The sequence below is a fragment of the Tistrella mobilis genome (assembly GCF_039634785.1).
In the GTDB taxonomy this organism is placed as follows: Bacteria; Pseudomonadota; Alphaproteobacteria; order Tistrellales; family Tistrellaceae; genus Tistrella; species Tistrella mobilis.
The window spans coordinates 143981-163364 of record NZ_JBBIAB010000006.1 but is presented as its reverse complement, the minus strand read 5'-3'; the positions used below and the strand labels follow the sequence as shown (position 1 = coordinate 163364).

The 19384-nt window shown below is 69.8% G+C and carries 18 protein-coding genes and 1 pseudogene; 7 read left to right on the top strand and 12 right to left on the bottom strand.

Features of this window, described 5'->3' with window-relative positions; all coding sequences use genetic code 11:
- Positions 1–239: 239 nt before the first annotated feature.
- The 3 genes from WI697_RS10620 (at position 240) to WI697_RS10610 (ending at position 1781) form a co-directional block, all read left to right on the top strand.
- Positions 240–947 carry a TetR/AcrR family transcriptional regulator gene (locus tag WI697_RS10620; protein WP_345958430.1) on the top strand — a complete coding sequence of 236 codons (708 nt, stop codon included), beginning with the start codon at positions 240–242 and terminating at the stop codon, positions 945–947.
- Positions 948–1107: 160 nt separating this feature from the next.
- On the top strand, positions 1108–1365 hold the full coding sequence (locus WI697_RS10615) for a FitA-like ribbon-helix-helix domain-containing protein (RefSeq protein ID WP_345958429.1): 258 nt from the start codon (positions 1108–1110) through the stop codon (positions 1363–1365).
- Positions 1362–1781, top strand: a complete 420-nt coding sequence (locus WI697_RS10610; RefSeq protein ID WP_345958428.1) for a type II toxin-antitoxin system VapC family toxin — start codon at positions 1362–1364, stop codon at positions 1779–1781. The genes WI697_RS10615 and WI697_RS10610 overlap by 4 nt, the downstream gene beginning before the upstream one ends.
- Positions 1782–2225: 444 nt before the next feature.
- Here WI697_RS10610 and cas2 read toward each other — a convergent pair whose 3' ends face one another.
- The 7 genes from cas2 to WI697_RS10575 form a co-directional block, all read right to left on the bottom strand.
- On the bottom strand, positions 2226–2516 hold the full coding sequence (cas2, locus tag WI697_RS10605; RefSeq protein ID WP_345958427.1) for a CRISPR-associated endonuclease Cas2: 291 nt from the start codon (positions 2514–2516) through the stop codon (positions 2226–2228).
- A gap of 45 nt (positions 2517–2561) precedes the next feature.
- A complete protein-coding gene (gene cas1c, locus WI697_RS10600) occupies positions 2562–3638 on the bottom strand; it encodes a type I-C CRISPR-associated endonuclease Cas1c (protein ID WP_345958426.1) in 1077 nt (358 codons plus the stop codon).
- Positions 3635–4297, bottom strand: coding sequence for a CRISPR-associated protein Cas4 (gene cas4 / locus WI697_RS10595; protein ID WP_345958425.1), 663 nt, complete (start codon positions 4295–4297; stop codon positions 3635–3637). The genes cas1c and cas4 overlap by 4 nt, the downstream gene beginning before the upstream one ends.
- Positions 4298–4330: 33 nt before the next feature.
- Positions 4331–5203: a type I-C CRISPR-associated protein Cas7/Csd2 gene (gene cas7c / locus WI697_RS10590; protein WP_345958424.1), complete on the bottom strand. Its 873-nt coding sequence runs from the start codon at positions 5201–5203 to the stop codon at positions 4331–4333.
- A 57-nt stretch (positions 5204–5260) separates the two neighbouring features.
- Complete coding sequence (gene cas8c, locus WI697_RS10585; RefSeq protein WP_345958423.1) at positions 5261–7171, bottom strand: type I-C CRISPR-associated protein Cas8c/Csd1; 1911 nt, start codon at positions 7169–7171, stop codon at positions 5261–5263.
- Positions 7168–7833: a type I-C CRISPR-associated protein Cas5c gene (cas5c, locus tag WI697_RS10580; protein ID WP_345958422.1), complete on the bottom strand. Its 666-nt coding sequence runs from the start codon at positions 7831–7833 to the stop codon at positions 7168–7170. The genes cas8c and cas5c overlap by 4 nt, the downstream gene beginning before the upstream one ends.
- 201 nt (positions 7834–8034) lie before the next feature.
- The gene (locus WI697_RS10575; protein ID WP_345958421.1) at positions 8035–10446 is read right to left on the bottom strand and encodes a CRISPR-associated endonuclease Cas3''; all 2412 of its coding nucleotides are present in this window, start codon (positions 10444–10446) and stop codon (positions 8035–8037) included.
- A gap of 203 nt (positions 10447–10649) precedes the next feature.
- Here WI697_RS10575 and WI697_RS10570 point away from each other — a divergent pair, with 203 nt between their 5' ends.
- Complete coding sequence (locus WI697_RS10570) at positions 10650–11936, top strand: FAD-binding domain-containing protein (RefSeq protein WP_345958420.1); 1287 nt, start codon at positions 10650–10652, stop codon at positions 11934–11936.
- Positions 11933–12301 (top strand): annotated as a pseudogene (locus WI697_RS10565) (thiol-disulfide oxidoreductase DCC family protein); the annotation flags it as partial. The gene WI697_RS10570 and the pseudogene WI697_RS10565, both read left to right, overlap by 4 nt.
- A 31-nt stretch (positions 12302–12332) precedes the next feature.
- Here the strand turns inward: WI697_RS10565 and WI697_RS10560 are convergent.
- The 3 genes from WI697_RS10560 to WI697_RS10550 all read right to left on the bottom strand — a co-directional run bounded on the left by WI697_RS10560 (position 12333) and on the right by WI697_RS10550 (position 14825).
- Positions 12333–12773, bottom strand: coding sequence for a DUF4149 domain-containing protein (locus WI697_RS10560; RefSeq protein WP_014747989.1), 441 nt, complete (start codon positions 12771–12773; stop codon positions 12333–12335).
- 121 nt (positions 12774–12894) lie between these two features.
- Positions 12895–13824 carry a pirin family protein gene (locus WI697_RS10555; RefSeq protein WP_345958419.1) on the bottom strand — a complete coding sequence of 310 codons (930 nt, stop codon included), beginning with the start codon at positions 13822–13824 and terminating at the stop codon, positions 12895–12897.
- A 116-nt stretch (positions 13825–13940) separates the two neighbouring features.
- Positions 13941–14825: an AraC family transcriptional regulator gene (locus WI697_RS10550; protein ID WP_345958417.1), complete on the bottom strand. Its 885-nt coding sequence runs from the start codon at positions 14823–14825 to the stop codon at positions 13941–13943.
- A gap of 64 nt (positions 14826–14889) precedes the next feature.
- Between WI697_RS10550 and WI697_RS10545 the strand changes: the two genes are divergently transcribed.
- Positions 14890–16065, top strand: coding sequence for a trans-sulfuration enzyme family protein (locus tag WI697_RS10545; protein WP_345958416.1), 1176 nt, complete (start codon positions 14890–14892; stop codon positions 16063–16065).
- Between the two features lie 9 nt (positions 16066–16074).
- Here WI697_RS10545 and pdxR read toward each other — a convergent pair whose 3' ends face one another.
- A complete protein-coding gene (pdxR, locus tag WI697_RS10540) occupies positions 16075–17487 on the bottom strand; it encodes a MocR-like pyridoxine biosynthesis transcription factor PdxR (RefSeq protein ID WP_345958415.1) in 1413 nt (470 codons plus the stop codon).
- A 77-nt stretch (positions 17488–17564) separates the two neighbouring features.
- Between pdxR and WI697_RS10535 the strand changes: the two genes are divergently transcribed.
- Complete coding sequence (locus WI697_RS10535; RefSeq protein ID WP_345958414.1) at positions 17565–18200, top strand: FMN-binding negative transcriptional regulator; 636 nt, start codon at positions 17565–17567, stop codon at positions 18198–18200.
- A 176-nt stretch (positions 18201–18376) separates the two neighbouring features.
- On the opposite strand, the gene WI697_RS10530 is transcribed toward WI697_RS10535, so the two are convergent.
- Positions 18377–19357, bottom strand: coding sequence for an NAD(P)H-dependent flavin oxidoreductase (locus WI697_RS10530; RefSeq protein WP_062767950.1), 981 nt, complete (start codon positions 19355–19357; stop codon positions 18377–18379).
- Positions 19358–19384: the final 27 nt, after the last annotated feature.

Genomic DNA, 19384 nt, shown 5'->3' with positions numbered 1-19384 from the left:
GGGGGCGCTTCACCGGTCCCGGGAGCAATGTGATCGTTCTCGATCTTCATCGCCTGAAGAACAGGTTAGACGTATCCTGACCAAGCGGTCAAGATGTCCTGAACGGGTTTCGACAGATCGGTCCGCATCGCGCGACCGGTGTGCCATTACCTCTCATGCCAACCCGGCCTCCCGTGCCCGCCTCCATGCCTCTGCGCCCCGCCCCACCTCCATCTTCTGCCCAAGGACGCCCCCGATCGATGCCCGACCCCGCCGGACCTGCCCCTGAATCCCCCCGGCAGCCCCTGCCGCGCAAGGCCCAGATCCGCGAGGAGAACACCGTCGCCATCCTGGCGGCGGCGGAAGAGGTTTTTGCCGAGATGGGCTTCCGCGGCGCCAGCACGGCGGCGATCGCCGAACGCGCCGGCGTGCCCAAGGCCAATCTGCACTACTATTTCCGCACCAAGAACCAGCTCTACGCCCGCGTGCTGGAGAGCATCGTCACCGAGTGGTTCGAGGCCGCCGACCGCTTCGGCATCAGCGATGACCCGGTCGAGGCGATCGACCATTACGTCCGCGCCAAGATGGAGCTGTCGCGCACCCGGCCTGCCGCCTCGAAAGTGTTCGCGAACGAGATCATCCACGGCGCGCCGCAGCTGATGGTCTATTTGCGCACGACGCTGCGCAACTGGGCCGCCACGCGTGCGGCCGATATCGACCGCTGGGTCGCCCAGGGCCGCATCGATCCGGTCGACCCCTACCACCTGCTGTTCATGATCTGGGCGGTCACCCAGCATTACGCCGATTTCTCGTGCCAGATCCAGGCGGTGCTCGACCGCGACCGCCTGCCCCGCGCCGAATTCGACCGCGCGGCCGAACAGATCACCCGGATCATCGTCAAGGGCATCGGCGCGCTGGACCGTCGGGATGCGGCGGATGCCGGCGCCTCGAAGGGCACGGCGGCATAAGCGGCATGATCCGCACACCGGACGAGACGCCGTGGCTGGCGCTCAGCCAGGCGCTGATCGGGAGGGGTCGGGCTGACGGGGCACGTGCCACACAGGCTTGCCTTGCGCGCCCCCGTCCCCCACATTGGGTCTACAGCGCCCGCAGCCCGAGGAGACCGGCATGCCGTCGATTACGGTCAGGGATGTTTCTCACGAAACCGATCATGCGCTGCGCGTCAGGGCCGCCATGAACGGACGGAGCGCTGAAGCCGAATTGCGGGTGATTCTGGAAGAAGCCGTGCGGCCCGAACGCCAGGCTGCCGAAGATCAGCCGGTGCGGCTCGGCTCCCTGCTTGCCGCGATCGGTCGCGAAGCCGGCGGTGTGGATATTGATGTCGAGCGGGATCGCACACCTGCAGAGCCGATTGATCTCGGATGATATTGCTCGACACCAACGTGATATCAGAACCACTTCGGCCTGCGGGCGATCCGGTCGTACTTGTCTGGCTGGACAAACAGGATATCAAAGCCCTGCACATCTCGACAATCACTCTTGCCGAGTTGCGCTTCGGCATCGCTGTCCTTCCAGAAGGACGACGCAGAACCAGTCTCCATAGCAATCTTGAACAGAGAATTCTGCCACTCTTCGCTGGGCGTATTCTGCCCTTCGACACGGCCGCCGCCGGAGCCTATGCTGATCTGCGCGCCGAAGCCCGTCGCCAGGGAAAGGCAATCGCACCCACAGACGGCTACATCGCAGCAATTGCCCGGGCCCGCGGTCTGAGCGTCGCAACCCGCGACACCGCTCCATTCAATGCCGCCGGCCTGACTGTGATCGATCCCTGGCAGAGCTGATCCTGTCCTTACTGGCCGTTACGGTAAAGATGCACCGCAATGGTGCGGAACCGGGCACGATGAACCACCTTGGTGCTATGAATCGCCCCCTTCTGATCGAATACTCGCCTGATCGAATTCTGGCTGAACACGGTCGGAGCAAGAAACAGCACGCCGGCCCCCGATCAGGTGAGCCCGGCCCCATGATCACCCCAGCTGACAGCCAGACGCCCGACGCCACCTCGTCGGACGTGCGCCCGCATTCTGCTTCGATATCTGAACACGCTGCGGATGCTTCAGTTCATGCAGCCAGGAAGGGGGCGATTCCATCCCCTTTCAATCCCCCTGGTCCCCGTCGGAAAAACCGGCCCGCGCGACGCCCGGGTATGGCAACTTTGTCTCTCCGAAATTTAACGATTTAATACATAATAGAAACTTGAGCCACGCATCGGACCCACGGGCCGTTCAGATGATCAGCGGCGCGTCGAAATCGGTGGCGGGTTTGGCGCCGACATGTTCGACCTTGGGGCGCCAGTTGGCGCCCAGGCGATAGAAGCGCAGGCTGTCGTGGTCGGGGTCGATTTCCGCGATCAGGCGGGCGCGGAGCAGGGTCCACTGGGCCGGGTCGACATCGCATTCGAACACCGAATACTGGACGCGCTGGCCGAAATCCTTCACCGCCCGGGCCACGCGGCGCAGGCGGCGGCGGCCGGCGGCCGTGTCGGTGCGGACGTCGTAGCTGACCAGGACCATCATCGGCGGGGTCTCCCTGATACGGGCGGCGTGGAGCGGCGGAGACGGTCAGCGCGGCAGCCAGGGCGGATAGGCATCCAGGTCGCCGCGCAGGGTGCGGGCCAGCAGCAGGGCCTGAAGATGCGGCATCAGCCCCAGGGCGGCGCTTTCGCCCAGATAGGGATGGGTGGCGGTTTCGCGCTTGCGGTCGGTCCAGGCGACCAGCACGCGCTTGCGGGCCTCGTCGCGGATGGTGACACCGCCGGCCGCGTCGCGGACGAAATCCTTCGCCCCGAGTTCCCGCCGGTTGATCAGGGTGAGCGCCAGCCGATCGGCGAGGCGCGGGCGGAATTCCTCCATCAGGTCCAGCGCCAGCCCCGGCCGGCCGGGCCGGTCGCGGTGCAGGAAGCCCACCGCCGGATCCAGCCCCACGCTTTCCAGTGCCGAGCGGCAATCATGGGTCAGCAGCACATAAAGGAAAGAGAGCAGCGCATTCACCGGGTCGCGCGGCGGCCGGCGATTGCGCCCATCGAACTGCATGGCGGGCTCGTCGCTCCGGATCAGCGCGCCGAAAGCCTCGAAATAGCGCGCCGCCGCCTCGCCTTCGATGCCGCGCAGCCGGTCGAGCCGGATCATGGCGGCGGGGTTGGGATCGGAGGTGGGGGCAGCCAGCGCCCGCACCCGGCGCAGCGCATCGCCGATCGCCGCCTCGCCCGCCGTCAGCCGGTCGCGGGCGGCCGCGTCCATGGTCTCGCCATGGTCGCGCAGGCCGCGCTTCAGCACCGCCCGCTGACCGTCGAGCTTGGCGGTGAGCAGAGAGGCGGCCAGATCCGCCGCGCGGTCGGGGTCGTCGGCCGCGCGATACTGGGCGCGGCGCAGCAGCACATTGCCCGAAACCGGCCCTTCCACCCGCGCCTGAAACCGGCCGTTGCGGTCGAGCATGCTGACCGTGATCCCGGCCTCGGCGCAGGCGGCGAGCAGCGGCGCGGTGAAGCTGACCAGGCCGATCCCGACCACGGCCCCCAGCAGATGCATCGGCACCCGGCCGATTTCCGCCTGATCGAGCCGGACCACGAGATTGGCGCCGTCCTTCACCACCCAGGCGTCCTGGGTGGTGACATAGAGCGTGTTGAGATAACGCTTCACGGCTCCCCCTCCCCATCCGCATGGCTGCCCAGCCGGGCATCGATCCAGCCGGCGACCGCCCGACCGCGGGCGAGTGCCTTCGGCCGGCAGGTGTCGATCAGCGAGCAGGCATCGCAGCGCTTCCGGTCATAGACCGCGGGCGGTGTCTGCCCCGCGGCCAGGCAGGCGGCGGCCTCGGCGGCGATGCGGCGGGTCAGCGCGCGCAAGTCGTCGTCGAACATCACCGCCATCCGCCGCCGGGTGCGGCCATAGAACAGCGCGCCCTCGGGCACCTGAAGGCCGAACATATCCTCCAGCGCCAGCGCCTGGGCGCAGAGCTGAACCTCGTCGGCCCGATGGGCCTTGGGCCGGCCGAGCTTGTGTTCCACCGGCAGGGCCGCCACCACCCTGCGCCGCTCGATGGTCAACTCGACCACATCGGCCACACCGTGCAGCGGCGGATCGCGACAGACCAGCGCCAGCGACGTCACCCGCTTCACGCCCTTGCGCGCCTCGGCGGTGCCGCGGTCCACCGCCTCATGCGCCACCCGGCCCTCGGCGGTGAGCGCGTTCTCCGCCCAGATCCGCTCGACATGGATCAGGGCGAACTGGCGCGGGCAGACCATCCAGTGCTGAAGCCCCGAGATGGGCAGGGAGGGCGCGTCGGCCTCGTCCGTCATCGCTGTGCCCTCCCCCCGGATCATGTCGGCGGATCAGATCATCCGCTCCACCGTAATCCCCTCGGGCAGCCCGTCGGTGTCCACCTCCACGCGGTAGTCGTCGAAGCTGCGCGGCGGGCGGGCCTCGTCGGGGGTGGCGCGGGTGACGGTCACGCGCTTGAACAGCTTGTGCGCCGGGGCGTTGCCGATGGCGCTGTCATGCCGGAACACCACCAGTTCGCGCGCGGTCATCTCCCCGCGGGCGGCCGAGCGGTCGTGGTCGAACATGTTCTGCAGCGCCGCCCAGAACAAGGCGAGGTCGTCGTCCGAAAAGCCGGTCCGCCCCGCCAGATGGGCACTGATGAAGCCATGGGCACGATAGAGACCGTAGGGCACGATATGCTTGCGGCCCATGGTGCGGATGTCGTTCTTGCCCGGCTCTTCCTTGGTCGCGGCCATGCGGGTGATCGAGATTTCGAGCGGCATGATCGGGTCGATCGAGGTCGCGAAGGTCAGCTGCACCGGGCCGCGGACCTGGCCGGTGTTCGTCTCGGTGGTCATCACCGCGCCGAAGGTGCGGATGTCGAAGAAATTGGCGCACATCCAGGCGGTCACCGCGCGCGCCTCTTCCTCCTTCTTGGGCAGCTTCTTCGGCTCAGGCTTGATGTCGAGCGCCTTGTAGGCCCTCTCGTGCTGCTCGTTCAGGTACGAGCGCTCCCGCATGTAAATCTCGTGGCCGGGCGTGCTGCCGGCGACCATGTCGACGAAATTGCGCACCTTGCGCTTCAGGCTGACATCGGTCACCAGCCCCTGATTGGTCTCGGGGTCGAGCCGCGGCAGGTTGCCGGCATCCGGGTCGCCGTTCGGGTTGCCGTTGGTGACGTCGAAGAGATAGACGAAATCATAGCGGTTGCTGATCGCGGTCATGGGAAACGGGCGCTTTCGAAGAAGGGGCTCACATCATGAAACAGGGTGATGCGGCGATCAGGCGTCGTCGTCGCCGACCACGGCCGGCTCGCCGGCCTCCGCAGCCTTCACCTCGGCCGGGGCGCGGGTCATCATCGCCTGGCGCTGATGGAAATAGCCGATCGCGAACCGGCCCTGATCCTCCACCCCCAGATGGCGTGGCAGGTTCGAGGGCAGGCCGTCCACGACCTCGGCGATGGTGGTGTCGTACCAGTGGGCGAGACCACCGCGATCCTTGCGCAGCTTCGCCGCATGATGGGTGCTGCCGCGCATCAGCACCGGGAAGATCGACCCGGGCGTTGCCGAGGCCGCGCCATAGAACCGGTCGCGGATGGTGGCGTTCAGCCCCGGCAGCGCCGCCCGCTGAAGGTTCTCCAGCACGGCAAACAGCCGCCCCAGCCGGTAGCCGGCATTGGTTTCGGCAGGATCCAGACTCACGAGATCGCCCTCCCTCTCCAGGGGTTCCTTTCCCGACCGCCGGAGCAGCCAGGCCTTGAGCATGGCGACCCTGAGGGCGGAAATCTCTCCGTCGGCACGGATGCGCATCAGCGCCAGTGCCGCCATATTGGCGGGGTACGGGCGGCCGCTCAGCACCGCCCGCATGATGTCGCCGCCAAGCTTCGGCGGCAGATTGTCGAGCTTGCCCTGCGGCGCCAGGGCCTTCAGCAGCGCGTAAACCGACACCGGTCGCCCGGCATCGATGCCGGGGTCGAGGCGGAGGTCGTGCCAGTGCTGGCGGACATGATCGACCGCATCGCCCAGCCGGTCTTCGTACCAGAAGCGCAGCGCCAGCCGGGCGGCGTTGGGCGCCAGCCCCAGCACCCAGAGCCGGGTGTCGGGGTCAAGATCCGCCGAGATCGCCTCGCCCATCGTCCGCCCGCGGGCGAGCGCCGAGAGCGCGGTGCGAACCCGCTTCGCCTCCTCGTCGCTCATCTTCAGGTCGATTTTGGGCTTTTTTGCGGTGCCGTCCTCGCCCGCCTCGTCGGCCTCTGCACCCTCGTCCTGGTCCATCAGCCCATAAGCGGGGGAAACGGCATTGGCGAGCACGCGGCTTGCGGTGTCGTCGGCGGGGTTGGGGGCGTCGGTCCAGAACACCGTGGTCGCATCGCCGATCTGCACCCGGTGTGCGCCATCGGGCGCCAGCAGCTTGTTCAGCACCGCGCCATAGGCGAAGGCGACCCGTTCCGAGATCGGCGCATTCGCCCCCTGTTCCTTGCCGAAGGAGGTGAAGGCACTCAGATTGAACGAGACCAGCGACGCGCCGGAACTCTGCGCACCCCGCACGCCCTTGATCGAGGGATGCAGCTTAGCGATCGGGGCCACAATGCCGCTGACCAGGCAACGCCCGGCCGCCCCCGCCACCGCTTCGCGTCGCGCGGCCCAGGCGGCCCGGGCCGCCCGGAAGCGGTGCAGATCGCGCACGGTGCCGCGGCCGAAGCGGAAAATGAGATTGCCGTCCACGGCTTCGATCGGAATTTCGCCGGCCTCGACCGCCGCCACCGCCCGTTCCGGTGTCCAGTCCTCCAGGAATTCCAGCAGCTTGAGCAGGGCGCGGTCCTCGGTTCCCGCCAGCGCCTCGGTATGCAGCTGCCGGAAGGCCTCGAACTCCTTCTCGGCCGCCACCACACCGGCATCCGGCGTCTTGCCGGCGCGCTTCACGCCCAGCACATAGGCGGATTTGTCCCAGAGGAAATTGGCCGCCACGCCCGAGGTACGCTTGATCGCCGCCGGCACGGTCATGCGCAGCGGTTTCGGTTTCTTGCCGCTGCGGTCGCCCAGCAGCAGCACCGGCGGCACACCACCCGGCTGAAACCGCTCCAGATCGACCGCGGCGTCGATCGCCTGTTCCGACATCCCCTCTTCGGGAAGATCGGTATCCCCGCCCTCGATCCGACGATCGTAATACTCGGCCAGCTGCTGCAGGATCACGACACCACCTCATCCGACTGCGGCGGCGGCACCGTGATCACGCCATCAACCATCCGCGCCCGGAAGAAACGCGGCTGCATGCCATGGGCATAGTCGATGTCATAAAGCATCCAGCCCAGATCCCGCGTGCCGGCCAGATCCGCATGCGGCACCGGATCGCCCTCCACCGGCCCGAAATCGGCGGCGAATTCGCGCGTGCCCAGGCAAGGCTGCTGATAGCACTGCCCGCGCGCCAGCCGCCGGTTGAAGATGTCGAGATGCTTGCCCTCGTTATCCGACGGCCCCGCCGCCGCCGTCAGCTCGAAATGGGCCTCGATGATATAGGCGACATCGCGCAGCACCACCGAGGCGCGCTGCTGGCGGTCTTCCTCGACGATGGTATAGACGCCCGCGGTACTCCCGGCCGCCCGCGCCCGCTTGACCACCCCGGCCGCGATCTTCGAGCCGACCTCGTTGCGCCTTATGGTCTCGAAGCGGATCGGGTTGAGCACAATGATCCGGTCGATCTGCCAGCGGACTGCCGGCTTCCAGTGGATCGCTTCGACGATTCCGCGGGCGGCAGAAGGTGTCAGGACATCATATGACACACGCTCCACCTTCATTTCCGGGCGTGTGTAGAGCGCCCGCGGCCCGGTGACGTGGAGCCGAACGCCAAAAGCCATCGTCCTCACCTTTCAGAGGGAGAAGACATGAAGGGTCGTTGGGGGCCGACGCGGCCGGCCCCCGGGTGACCGTCTTCCAAGATTGCCAGTTTCAATCCGCGACCGGCATAGCCGCACCGGTCGACACAATCATTTCGTGTTCACAATTTTTCTTATCCGCCTGATGATCGTCAAGCGCTATTTCTGGCAATCTTGAAACTGTTAGAAAACCAATCTCTCCACCGCGACGAACGCCGGCTCCTCCCAAACCAACCCCACATCCTCGCGGTACAGGCTGGTATTGGTCAGAACCATGAACTGCTCCCCATACCGCTCCCCACCCACCACATGCGCCGCACTTGCCTCCACCAGCATCTTCCGGATCCGCGGCGGCAGGGTCACGACATGGCGTTGCAGCAGCCTTGCGGCCCCGCCAGCACCACCGAAGCGGTCGAGGGCGGACGGGTCGGCGGCATCCAGCGCCGCCACGCAGGCTTCGGCCTCGGGCGTGGTCGGGATGATCAGCGGCAGCATGCCGTCCTCGATGATCCGGTAGAGGGCGGCGATGGTGGCGAAGGGGATGGCGAGGCGCCGCGGGCTGTCGTGCAGCGCCATGATGTTTGCGCTATCCAGCCTGTCGAGCATCTGCCAGAACAGGGCATCGAAATAGAGCCGCATCGCCTCGGGCGAGAGCGGGTCGGCGATGCCCTGCTCGGCCATCGATGTCCGCGCCGTCGCCGCTGCCGCCAGCGCCTGGGCCAGGCGTTTCGGCTGGTCCGCCGGGTCGGCGGGCGTGAAGACCTCGACGATCCCGCCCCGGCCCAGCCGGCCCTCGCGGTTGCAGCGCCCCGCGGCCTGGGCGATCGAATCGAAACCCGCCGCCGCGCGCAGCACCATCGGCAGGTCGATATCCACGCCGCATTCGATGACGGTGGTGGAAATGATCCGGCAGGCCCCGCCCGCCGCCAGCCGGGCGCGAATCTCGTCCAGCCGCCGGCTGCGATGGGCGGCGGTCATCAGCGCCGACAGGTGGAACGCGCCCTCGGGCGCCGATGCGGCCAGTGCCTCGTAAAGCCGCCGGGCATGAAGGCGGGTGTCGACCACCGCCAGCGCCTGGGGTGCGGTCATAAGTCGCGCGATCACGCCGGCATCGTCCAGACTGCCCGCATCCTGCACGCGCACCCGCGCCAGCCGCTGATGCAGGGCAGAGGCGTCGGAGACGATCTCGCGCACCGCCCGGAACCCGCCCTCCAGCCCGAACACCTGGGCGTATTCGTCCACGACCTCCGCAGTGTCGTCGGGCGCCACCAGCACCGGCTGCGTCGCCGTCGCCAGCACCACCGTCACCCGGTAATTCGCCGCCAGCTCGTCGAGCATCGCGACCGTCGGGCGCAGCAGGCCGCGGGGCATCATATGGGCCTCGTCCAGGATCACCACGGATCGCGGGATCGCCTGCAATTTGCGGCAGCGCGCCGGGCGGTCCGAAAACAGGCTTTCCAGGAACTGCACGGCGGTGGTGACGATGATCGGCCGGTTCCAGCGCTCCATCGCCCGGCGCAGCTTGTCGCGGCCCTGCCAGCGCTCCCGGCCCTCCGGCGGGATGTTGCGGCGGTCCAGATCGGCTTCGGTGTCGAAGGCGCTGTGATGTTCCAGCACCTGATCGGCCAGATCGGCCCCCAGCGCCTGGCGGATCACCCCGGCGGTCTGCTCGATGATCGAGGTATAGGGGATGACGATGATCACCCGGTCGAGCCCATACGCCTCGGCATGGGCCAGCGCGAAGGCGAGCGAGGCCAGCGTCTTGCCGCCGCCGGTTGGCACCGAAAGCGAGAACACGCCCTGCCCCGCCGATGCCGCCGCCCGGCAATCGGCCAGCACCCCGGCGCGGGCGGCCACCACCCGCTCCGCCCCCGCCTGCCCGGCGGCCATGGCCGCGGCCCGGGCGGCAAGACCGTCGATGAACCCGTCCACCCGCCCCCGCAGCACCGCCATGGGCGCGGCCTCGAACCCCGCCTCCGGATCTTCCCGGCCCTCGGCGGCGGCATGAAAGGCGGCGGTGTCGGCGTAATCGGCATCCACCAGGCACGAGAACACCATCCGGGTCATCACCGCGAAGCGGAACCCGGCGCGGTCGTCCGGCGCCTCCCCCGGCCGCGGCGGCGGCAGACGGAGCCAGCTCTCATCGGGCTCGGGCGGCGTGATCTCGTCTTTCCAGGCCGAGGCATCGTCGAGCGGCTTCTTCTCCACCCGCTCCCGCAGGCTGCCGCGGCCGCCATCGCCCTGATCCTCGAAATCCGCCAGCCCGGCATGATGCCCGGCCACGGCATAGAGCACCGCCTGCGCCCCGGGCAGACGCCCGGCCAGCCCGCCGGCGCGGTCGCGGATCATGTCGGACATCACCCGTGCGCCCCAGGTCGCATGATCGACCTTGGAGACATCCCCGCGCAGCCGCGCCTGAAATTCCGGAGAGTACTTGCCGCTGTCATGCAGCAGCCCGGCCGCCCGGGCGATGCTCTCCTGCCCGAACCGCGCGGCACTCCCCCCCGCCCCAGCCCCCACCGCCCGCAGATGATCGGCCAGCAGATGCCACGCGGTCTCGGGCCGGTCCTTCAGCGAATGGGCATAAAACGGCATGTGGCGACCGCATGCGGGGAATGGGACGGCATCAGGTTACGATGCGATCACCACACGTGCAAGGCGGAGATGTGGGGCGGATGGTCGCGCCTCTATTCCCGTGGAGAATGAGGGCTCGCACAGGCCCCGGCCGCCGGCGGCGGGGGATCCGACCGGCCGCCGGCCACGTAGAACCGCCGGGACCACATGTCGAGGCCGGATGGATGGATCTTCCCCTGTTGCCGCTTTTCCCCGAGGCCAGCCGGGCTGCCGGGTTGCAGCGGCTGGACGGGTTTCTGCCGCGCGCCGGCACCGCCTATGCCCGCGATCGCAATCACGATCGGGGCGCGGCGGTGGTGCGGGGCAATGTGTCGATGCTCTCGCCCTTTCTGCGCCACCGCCTGGTCAGCGAGGCCGAGGTGATCGCCGCCGCGGTCGGGCGGCACGGGGTGGCGGCGGGGAAGTTCGTCGAGGAGGTGGGCTGGCGCAGCTACTGGAAGGGCTGGCTGGCGCGCCGGCCGGGGGTCTGGGCGGCCTGGCGGCAGGGGGTGGCGCAGGATCTGGCCGGGCTGGTGCGCAATCCGGCGCTTGCGGCGGCGGTGGAGGCGGCAGAGGCCGGGCGGACCGGCATCGACGGCTTCGACCATTGGGCGCAGGAACTGGCCCGGACCGGCTATCTGCACAATCACGCCCGGATGTGGTTCGCCAGCATCTGGATCTTCACGCTGAACCTGCCCTGGCGGCTGGGGGCGGATCTGTTCATGCGCCGGCTGATCGATGCCGATCCGGCCTCCAACACCCTGTCCTGGCGTCAGGTTGCGGGGCTGCACAGCCGGGGCAAGGCCTATGCCGCCCGCGCCGCCAACATTCACGGCTTCACGGACGGGCGGTTCAACCCCGCCGGCCAACTGAACGAAACCCCCGAGCCGCTGGACGAGGCGCCCCCGCCGCCGGCCGGTCCGGTGCCGCGGCCGCGCCCGGCCGATCCGCGCCTGCCCGCCCTGCTGGTGCTGACCGAGGATGACGGCCGGCCCGAAACCCTGTTCGACGGGCTGGAGATGCGCGGCGCGGTGGCGCTGGATCTCACCCCCTTCCGCGCCGTCGCCGGCCCGGTCGCAGAGCCGGCCGCGGCTTTCGCCCGGGATGCGCTGGCCGATGCCGCCGCCCGGCTGGTGGCGGCCGGCGGGCCCGCGGCGCTGCCGGTCGGCGCGCCCACGGCCGAGGCGCTGGCCGCGACGCTGATCGACGATGCCCGCGCCGCCGGCGCCCGCCAGATCGTGCTGCCGCACCCGGCCGCCGGCCATGCCGCCATGGTGGTGGATCAGCTGATCCCGCGGCTGCAGGCGGCGGGTCTGCACCTCGCCACCCGCCTGCGCCGCTGGGATGCCGCGACCGCGGCCGGCGCATCCCATGGCTATTTCCGCTTCCGCAAGGGCCTGCCGCCGCTGGTGGAGCTGGCCCTCTCAGGCGGGGCGGAAGAGCTCTGCCTCACCGACGAGAGCCGCCGATGACCGAGTACCCTGTCCCCGTCCCTTCCCCTTCCCCTTCCCCCGCCTGCACCCTGCTGCATGACGGCAGCTGCCCGCTTTGCGCGCGCGAGGTGGCGCTCTACCGGCGCCTCGCATCAGACGGCCAGGTCGGCTTTCTGGACGTCTCGGCGGAAGACGGCCGCCCTTTGCCCGCCGGCATCGACCGGCGCCGGGCGATGGCGCGGCTGCATCTGGTCACCGCCGATGGCCGGGTGGAAACGGGCGCCCGGGCCATGCTCACCCTCTGGCAGCAGCTGCCGGGGTTTCGCAGGCTGGCCCGGCTGCTGCGGATCCCGCCGCGGCCCTGGCTGCTGGAGATCGGTTATCGCGGCTTCCTGGTGGTCCGGCCACAGCTGCAATGGCTGGCCCGGGGCGGCATCAGGCCAGTTGCCCGAACCCCACCGCCGCGATCACCAGTTGGACGACGTTCAGGATCACGCTTGCCCGGTGCAGCCGCGCGAAGCGGCGGCCGGCGGCAAGGTCGCCGGCAAGCTCCGCATCGCGGGCGCGGTTCACCGCGGGCAGAATGCCGTGGCGGGCGATCAGCCCAAGCGCCGCCACCAGGGTGAAGAGCAGCGCCGGCAGCCAGCGTGCGGCGAAGGCGGCGGCAAGGGCGGTGACGAAACCGGTCAGGATGATCAGCAGGTAATAGCGCGGAAAGATCCGCCGGATCAGCCGCGCCGCCGGCTGCGGCTCCAGCGTGGTGAACACGGTCGGCGCCACGATCCCGGAGAAGAACACCATCGCCCCCAGCATGACGGCCGAGAGATAGAGCGCCACAAGTCCTGGTGCATCGATCAGTCCGGGGGCATCGATCATGGCGGCCTCTCATCCGTTGTTCTGCTGGATCGGTCTCTCCTGGTCTGATATGGGCCGGGCCGCCCGGATCCTCTGCGAGCATCCGGGAGCAAGCCGGTGTCACCATGGGTCGGATGATGGGTCAGGACTGCGGCAGAGGCAGGCGGCTATCCTCTTCGGCCACGGCCGGGAAGCGCGGATCGCCCGAGGCCCAGTCGCGTTTGGCCTCCTCGATCAGCGCCGGGTCGCTGGCGACGAAGTTCCACCACATCGACCGCGGCCCATCCAGCGGCGGGCCGCCGATCAGCATCACCCGCGCCAGACCGCCACTCGCCTGAAGCCGCGGCCGGCTGCCCGCGCGCAGCACCGCCAGCATGCCCGCCTCATGGGGTTCGCCGTCGATCAGAACCGCGCCGTCGATCACCACCAGCCCGCGTTCCGGTGCGGCATCCGGTACCTCAAATGCCGTGCCGTCGTCCAGCGCCAGATCCAGGCAGAGCGCGCCGCCCGGCGCCGCGACCGGCGAGCGCGCGCCATAGGCCTCCCCCGCCACCACACGCAGGGTGATGCCGGTGCCGATGCGCAGCTCGGGCAGGTCTTCCGCGGCATGATGGGCGAAACCGGGCGCGCCCTGCTCTTCGGGCTTCGGCTGGGCCAGCCAGATCTGCACCCCGTCGAGCACCGATCCCCCGGGGCGGTCTTCGGGCGCGGTGCGTTCCGAATGGGCGACGCCGTGGCCGGCGGTCATCAGGTTCACCGCCCCCGGCCGGATGGTCGCGACCGTGCCCAGGCTGTCGCGATGGACGATGGCACCCTGAAACAGATAGGTGAGCGTGGCGAGGCCGATATGGGGATGCGGCGGCACGTCGAGCCCGGTGCCGGGCGCAAAGCCGACCGGCCCCATCCGGTCGAAGAACACGAAGGGCCCGATCGCGCGCCGCTTCGCATAGGGCAGCAGCCGGGCGACGTTCAGCCCGCCGATATCGCGCACCCGCCCGCGGATCACCATCTCCACCGCCGGGCACCCGCCGGGGGCGGCCTCGCCGGCCATCTCGTCCTCGAACCTGCTCATGGGATCCGTCCTCGCTCAAAGCCCGTTATTGCCTTGAGGCTAGCCCGCAGCTCCCGGCCGCGATAGTCCCGGCGGCGGTGACGCAGTGTCAACGCGCGGGCACCAAACGCCAACGCTCAGGCACCGGTGGCCCCCCGCCGGTCGCGCGCCCAGGCGGCCGGCGACACGCCGACCAGATCCTTGAAACGGCGGCTGAAATGGGCCTGGTCGGCGAAGCCGGTCTCCAGCGCCGCCTGAACCGTGGGGCAGCCCGCCGCCAGCAGCCGCTTCGCCGCCTCGACCCTGAGCTGGATCTGATAGGCGTGGATCGGCAGGCCCACCAGCCGGCGGAACTGGCGCATCAGATGCCAGGGGCTGAGGCCGGCCGCGGCGGCGATCTCGGCCACCGGCAGGTCTTCGGCGAAGCGGGCCTCGATCAGCGCCCGTGCGCGGGCGATTTCGGGCGTGGCGGCCGTGGCCACCCGCCTTGCCGCACGGCCGCTGCCATGGCGGGCGACCAGCATCACCGCCGCCTCGCGCAGCAGCACGTCGCGGGCGAGCCGGGTTTCGGGCCGGCACAGCGCCTGATGGGTGGCGATCAGCCGGGCATGCAGCCCGGCATCCTCGATCACCGCAGAGCGGAACCCCACCTCGGGCGCATCGCCGCCGGCAACGCCGCCGCCGGGGCCGAAGCCGGCCGCGGCCGCCGCCTCGGTCAGCAGCGCCATGGGCAGATAGAGCGCGCGATAGCGCAGCTCGTCGCCCACCACCCGGCTGCCGGTGTGCAGATCGCCCGGATCGACCACCGAGATCCGCCCGGGGGCGGCGGCATGGGTGGTCCGTTCGCGGCGGAATTCCTTCACCCCGGCCTCGATCAGCCCCAGCATCAGCGTGTCATGGGTATGGGGGCGAAAGCGGTGCCGGCGCAGGCGGGCGAAGGTGGCCTCCACCCCGGTCGTCCCGGCGGCGACCAGCCGCACGCCGTCGGTCAGCCCGGCATAACCCTGCGCAGGATCGGACAAGACCCGGCCCGCCGGATCGCTAGGCTCGGCAGAGGTCTTCCGCTGTCGATCGAGGTTCTGGCCCATGTTCCCGCATTCCGATCCCTGGACCCTGCTGTCGCAGGCCGCCGTCACCCTGCCCGAGGGCTCGGTGCCGATCGCCCCGCCACTCTATCAGACGGCGGCCTTCTCTGCCGAGGATGCCGGGGGCTTCGCGCGTATGGCGACGACGCCGATGCATGAGGGCTTCTACACCCGCTACGGCAACCCCACCACCCGCGCCCTGGAACAGGCGGTGGCCGCCCTCGAAGGCGGCACGGCGGCGGTCGCCACCGCCTCGGGCATGGGGGCGATCACGGCCGTGCTGCTCGCCTTCGCAGGCGCGGGCGATCACATCGTGGCGCAGCGTCTGCTCTATGGCGGCACCACCGGCCTGCTCACCCGGCTGGCGCCACGGCTCGGCATCACCGTCGATCTGGTCGATCAGGACGACACCGCCGCCTTCGCCCGGGCGGCCCGTCCGAACACGAAGCTGATCCTGCTGGAAAGCCCCTCCAACCCCCTGCTCCGGCTGACCGATCTGGCCGGTGTGGCGACCTTCGCGCGCGACCGCGGCATCCTGACCATGATCGACAACACCATCGCCACCCCGCTCAACCAGCGGCCGCTCGGCTTCGGCATCGATCTGGTGATGCACAGCGCCACCAAATATCTGTCGGGCCATGGCGACGTCTCGGCCGGCATCGTCACCGGCCGCGCCGAGCTGGTCGAACGGGTCTGGCACGAGGCGCATCTGCTGGGGGCGACGCCCGATCCCTTCGCCGCCTGGCTGGTGCTCCGGGGCCTGCGCACCCTGCCGATGCGGGTCGCCCGCCAGACCGCCACGGCGCTTGCGGTCGCCCGCCATCTGGCGGCGCATCCCCGGATCACCGCCGTTCATTACCCGGGCCTCGACGGCCACCCGCAGCGCGATCTGGCCCGACGGCAGATGCCCGACGGTGCCGGCGGCCTGCTCTCCTTCGAGGTGGCCGGCGGGCTGGATGCCGCAGAGGCCATGATGTCCCGGCTGCGGCTGATCCGCCGCTCGGCCAGTTTCGGCACGCCGATGACGGTCGCGGTCCATCCGGCGGCGATGTGGTCGGCGATGATGACGCCGGACCAACTGACCCTGACGGGCCTGCCCCACGGGTTGATCCGCCTGGGCCTGGGTTTCGAGGATCCGGCGGCGATCATCGCCGATCTGGATGCCGCCCTCGGCTGAGGGCCGCCTTCAGCACCCCAGCACCCGGGCCAGCACCGCCACCCCGCGCCGGATCGCCGCCGGGTCGAGCCCGGCATAGCCGAGGATCAGCCCGACCGTCTCCGGCCGGGGGGCTGCCGGATCATACAGGGCCGAGACCGGGTAGAGCCCCACCCCGGCCGCCGCCGCGGCCGCAATCACGGCGGCTTCGCGGCCGGCCGGCACGCCGTCCAGCCAGGCCACCAGATGCAGGCCGGTGGCGGCGCCCACCACCCGCACCGGCAGCCCCGCCAGCGCATCCAGCAGCACGGCGCGCCGGGCGGCATTGCGGCGGCGGATCGCCCGGACATGGGCCTCGTAGGCGCCGCTTTCCATCAGCTGGGCCAGGGCCTCCTGCTCGATCAGGGCGGTGTGCCGGTCGGTCACCCGCTTGGCCTCGGCAAAGGCCGGGGCAAGATCGGCCGGCACGACCAGATAGCCCAGGCGCAGGGTGGGCGAGAGCGTTTTCGACAGGGTGCCGACATAGATCACCCGCGCCGGATCGGCCGTCTGCAGGGCGGGCACGGGCGCGACGTCGTGGCGGTATTCGCCGTCATAGTCGTCCTCGATGATCAGCGCCGTCTGCGCGCGGGCCCAGGCGAGCAGCGCCCGCCGCCGTGCCACCGACAGCACGCCCCCCAAAGGGAACTGATGCGAGGGCGTGACATAGGCGAGACGCGCGGGCGGCAGATGGTCGGTGTTCAGCCCCTCGGCATCCACCGGCACCGGCACGGCCGATCCGCCCGCCGCCGCAAAGGCGCGGCGGGCGAGCAGATAGCCCGGGTTTTCGATCACCACGCGGTCGCCCGGGTCCAGCAGCAGCCGCGCCGCAAGATCCAGCGCCTGTTGCGAACCGTTGACCACGATGATCCGGTCGGGGCCGCAGCGGATGCCGCGGGCCCGCCACAGATACCCGGCCAGCACCCGGCGCAGCGCCGGCGACCCTTGCGGGTCGCCATAGGCCAGCCGGTCGGGGCGGCGCAGCAGCACCGCGGTCATCGCCCGCCGCCAGGCCAGCACCGGAAAATCTCGCCCCGCCAGATCGCCATAGCGGAAATCCGCAATCCGGAACGCCGGTGCCGGTGCCGGGGGCGGCATGTCGGCAAGCCGGCGGGCAAAGGCCGACAGCCGCCGCGGCGGGGTCGGTTCGGGCGCCGCCGGCACCACGTCCCGGCCCAGACCCGCGGCCACTTCGGCCCGCGCCCCCGGCCGGGTGGTGATGTAGCCCTCGGCCACCAGCTGGCCGTAGGCGGCGGTCACGGTGGTGCGCGACGCCCCCCATTCGGCCGCAAAACTGCGGGTCGACGGCAGGCGCTCACCCGGCTGCCAGACCCCCTCGTCGATCCGCGCCCGGATCGCCGCCACGATCCGGCGGGCGATGCCGTCCTCGTCAAACTGGCCCACCTGTTTTCTCCGGAACCGGACATTCCTGCCGGTCCAGACTCGCGGCATTCTGGGGGGGCACGCAAGGGAGTTTCGCCATGTACACCCCACCCGCCTTCCGCATCGACGACCGGCAGAGGCTTGTCGCCACCATCCGTGACGCCGGTCTTGCGACCCTGGTCACCGCCACGGCCGAAGGGTTGATGGCGACCCCGCTGCCGCTGTTGCTGGACGAGACCGAGGGGCCCCATGGCACGCTCTACGGCCATCTGGCCCGCGCAAATCCACAAGGGCGGCTGCCCGCCATCGGCGGCGAGGCGCTGGCGATGTTCACCGGCCCCGACGCCTATGTCACACCCGCCTTCTATGCCACCAAGCAGGAGACCGGCCGGGTGGTGCCCACCTGGAATTATGTCGCCGTCCACGCTTATGGACCGCTGGAGGTGTTCGACGATCCCGGCCGGCTTCTGGAGGTGGTCCGCCGCCTGACCGAACGCCACGAGGCCGGCCGCGAGGTGCCCTGGTCGGTGGCGGATGCGCCGGAGGATTTCATCCGCGCCCAGCTGCGCGGCATCGTGGGGCTGCGGCTTCAGATCAGCCGGATCGAGGGCAAGTGCAAGGCGAGCCAGAACCGGCCCGCCGCCGATCGTGACGGCGTTGCGGCCGGGCTGGCCGCAAGCGACCGCCCGGCGGATCACGAGATGGCGGCGCTGGTGGCGGCCGCCCGCTCTTGAAAGATGCCCTCCCTCCATAAAAAAAGCCCCCGGTCTTGCGACCGGGGGCGGTGTGCGGAACGGGCGGCCGGAGGGGATGGAAGGCGGCCGGCCCGCGCCCGCAACCAGGCGTCTGCACCGGGAGGGTGCGGGATCCGGGGCCGGGGCGGAACGCCCGGGCCCACAGGTTTCAGAAATCAGACATAGGGCGCCGACCGGGCGGCAAGGCTGTCGCGGGCCGCGGCATATTCGCGCTTGAAGCGGTCGACCAGGTCGCCCGCCGACAGCACGGCATCGATCGCGCCGATGCCCTGGCCGCAGCCCCAGATGTCGCGCCAGGCCTTGGACTTGCTGTTGCCGCCCGAGCCGAAATTCATCTTGGACGGGTCGCTGACCGGCAGATTGTCGGGGTCGAGACCGGCATTGACGATGCTGGGCTTCAGATAGTTGCCGTGCACGCCGGTGAAAAGGTTGGTGTAGACGATATCGCCCGCACCATGATCGACGATCGCCTGCTTATAGGCCTCGGTCGCATTGGCTTCCTTCGTGGCGATGAAGGCCGAGCCGATATAGGCGAGGTCGGCGCCCATCGCCTGCGCCGCCAGGATCGAGGCGCCGTTCGCGATCGAGCCCGACAGCGCCAGCGGCCCGTCGAACCATTTGCGGATTTCCTGGATCAGCGCAAAGGGCGACCAGGTACCGGCATGGCCGCCGGCGCCGGCCGACACCGCGATCAGCCCGTCGGCGCCCTTCTCGATCGCCTTGCGGGCGAAGGTGTCGTTGATGATGTCGTGCAGCACCACGCCGCCATAGGAATGGATCGCCTGGTTCAGCTCTTCCCGCGCGCCCAGCGACGAGATCACCACCGGCACCTCGTATTTCACGCACATGTCGATGTCGTGATTGAGGCGGTCATTGGAGCGATGAACGATCTGGTTCACCGCATAGGGGGCCGAGGGACGGTCGGGGTTTTCCTCGTCCCACTGGCCGAGTTCGTCGCGGATCCGCTTCAGCCAGTCTTCCAGCACCGGGCCGGGCCGGGCGTTGAGCGCCGGGAACGAGCCGACGATGCCCGCCTTGCACTGGGCGATCACCAGATCGGGGTTCGACACGATGAACAGCGGCGAGCCGATCACCGGCAATTGCAGGCGGCGTGCGAGGCTGTCGGGCAGGCTCATCTCGAAGCGTCTCCCAGGCGTTGTCCC

Excerpts from the sequence above, each read along its gene's own strand:
- WI697_RS10620 (WP_345958430.1), top strand. The coding sequence starts at position 240 with ATGCCCGACCCCGCCGGACCTGCCCCTGAATCCCCCCGGCAGCCCCTG.
- WI697_RS10615 (WP_345958429.1), top strand. The coding sequence starts at position 1,108 with ATGCCGTCGATTACGGTCAGGGATGTTTCTCACGAAACCGATCATGCG.
- WI697_RS10610 (WP_345958428.1), top strand. The coding sequence starts at position 1,362 with ATGATATTGCTCGACACCAACGTGATATCAGAACCACTTCGGCCTGCG.
- cas2 (WP_345958427.1), bottom strand. The coding sequence starts at position 2,516 with ATGATGGTCCTGGTCAGCTACGACGTCCGCACCGACACGGCCGCCGGC.
- cas4 (WP_345958425.1), bottom strand. The coding sequence starts at position 4,297 with ATGACGGACGAGGCCGACGCGCCCTCCCTGCCCATCTCGGGGCTTCAG.
- cas7c (WP_345958424.1), bottom strand. The coding sequence starts at position 5,203 with ATGACCGCGATCAGCAACCGCTATGATTTCGTCTATCTCTTCGACGTC.
- cas5c (WP_345958422.1), bottom strand. The coding sequence starts at position 7,833 with ATGGCTTTTGGCGTTCGGCTCCACGTCACCGGGCCGCGGGCGCTCTAC.
- WI697_RS10575 (WP_345958421.1), bottom strand. The coding sequence starts at position 10,446 with ATGCCGTTTTATGCCCATTCGCTGAAGGACCGGCCCGAGACCGCGTGG.
- WI697_RS10570 (WP_345958420.1), top strand. The coding sequence starts at position 10,650 with ATGGATCTTCCCCTGTTGCCGCTTTTCCCCGAGGCCAGCCGGGCTGCC.
- WI697_RS10560 (WP_014747989.1), bottom strand. The coding sequence starts at position 12,773 with ATGATCGATGCCCCCGGACTGATCGATGCACCAGGACTTGTGGCGCTC.
- WI697_RS10555 (WP_345958419.1), bottom strand. The coding sequence starts at position 13,824 with ATGAGCAGGTTCGAGGACGAGATGGCCGGCGAGGCCGCCCCCGGCGGG.
- WI697_RS10545 (WP_345958416.1), top strand. The coding sequence starts at position 14,890 with ATGTTCCCGCATTCCGATCCCTGGACCCTGCTGTCGCAGGCCGCCGTC.
- WI697_RS10535 (WP_345958414.1), top strand. The coding sequence starts at position 17,565 with ATGTACACCCCACCCGCCTTCCGCATCGACGACCGGCAGAGGCTTGTC.
- WI697_RS10530 (WP_062767950.1), bottom strand. The coding sequence starts at position 19,357 with ATGAGCCTGCCCGACAGCCTCGCACGCCGCCTGCAATTGCCGGTGATC.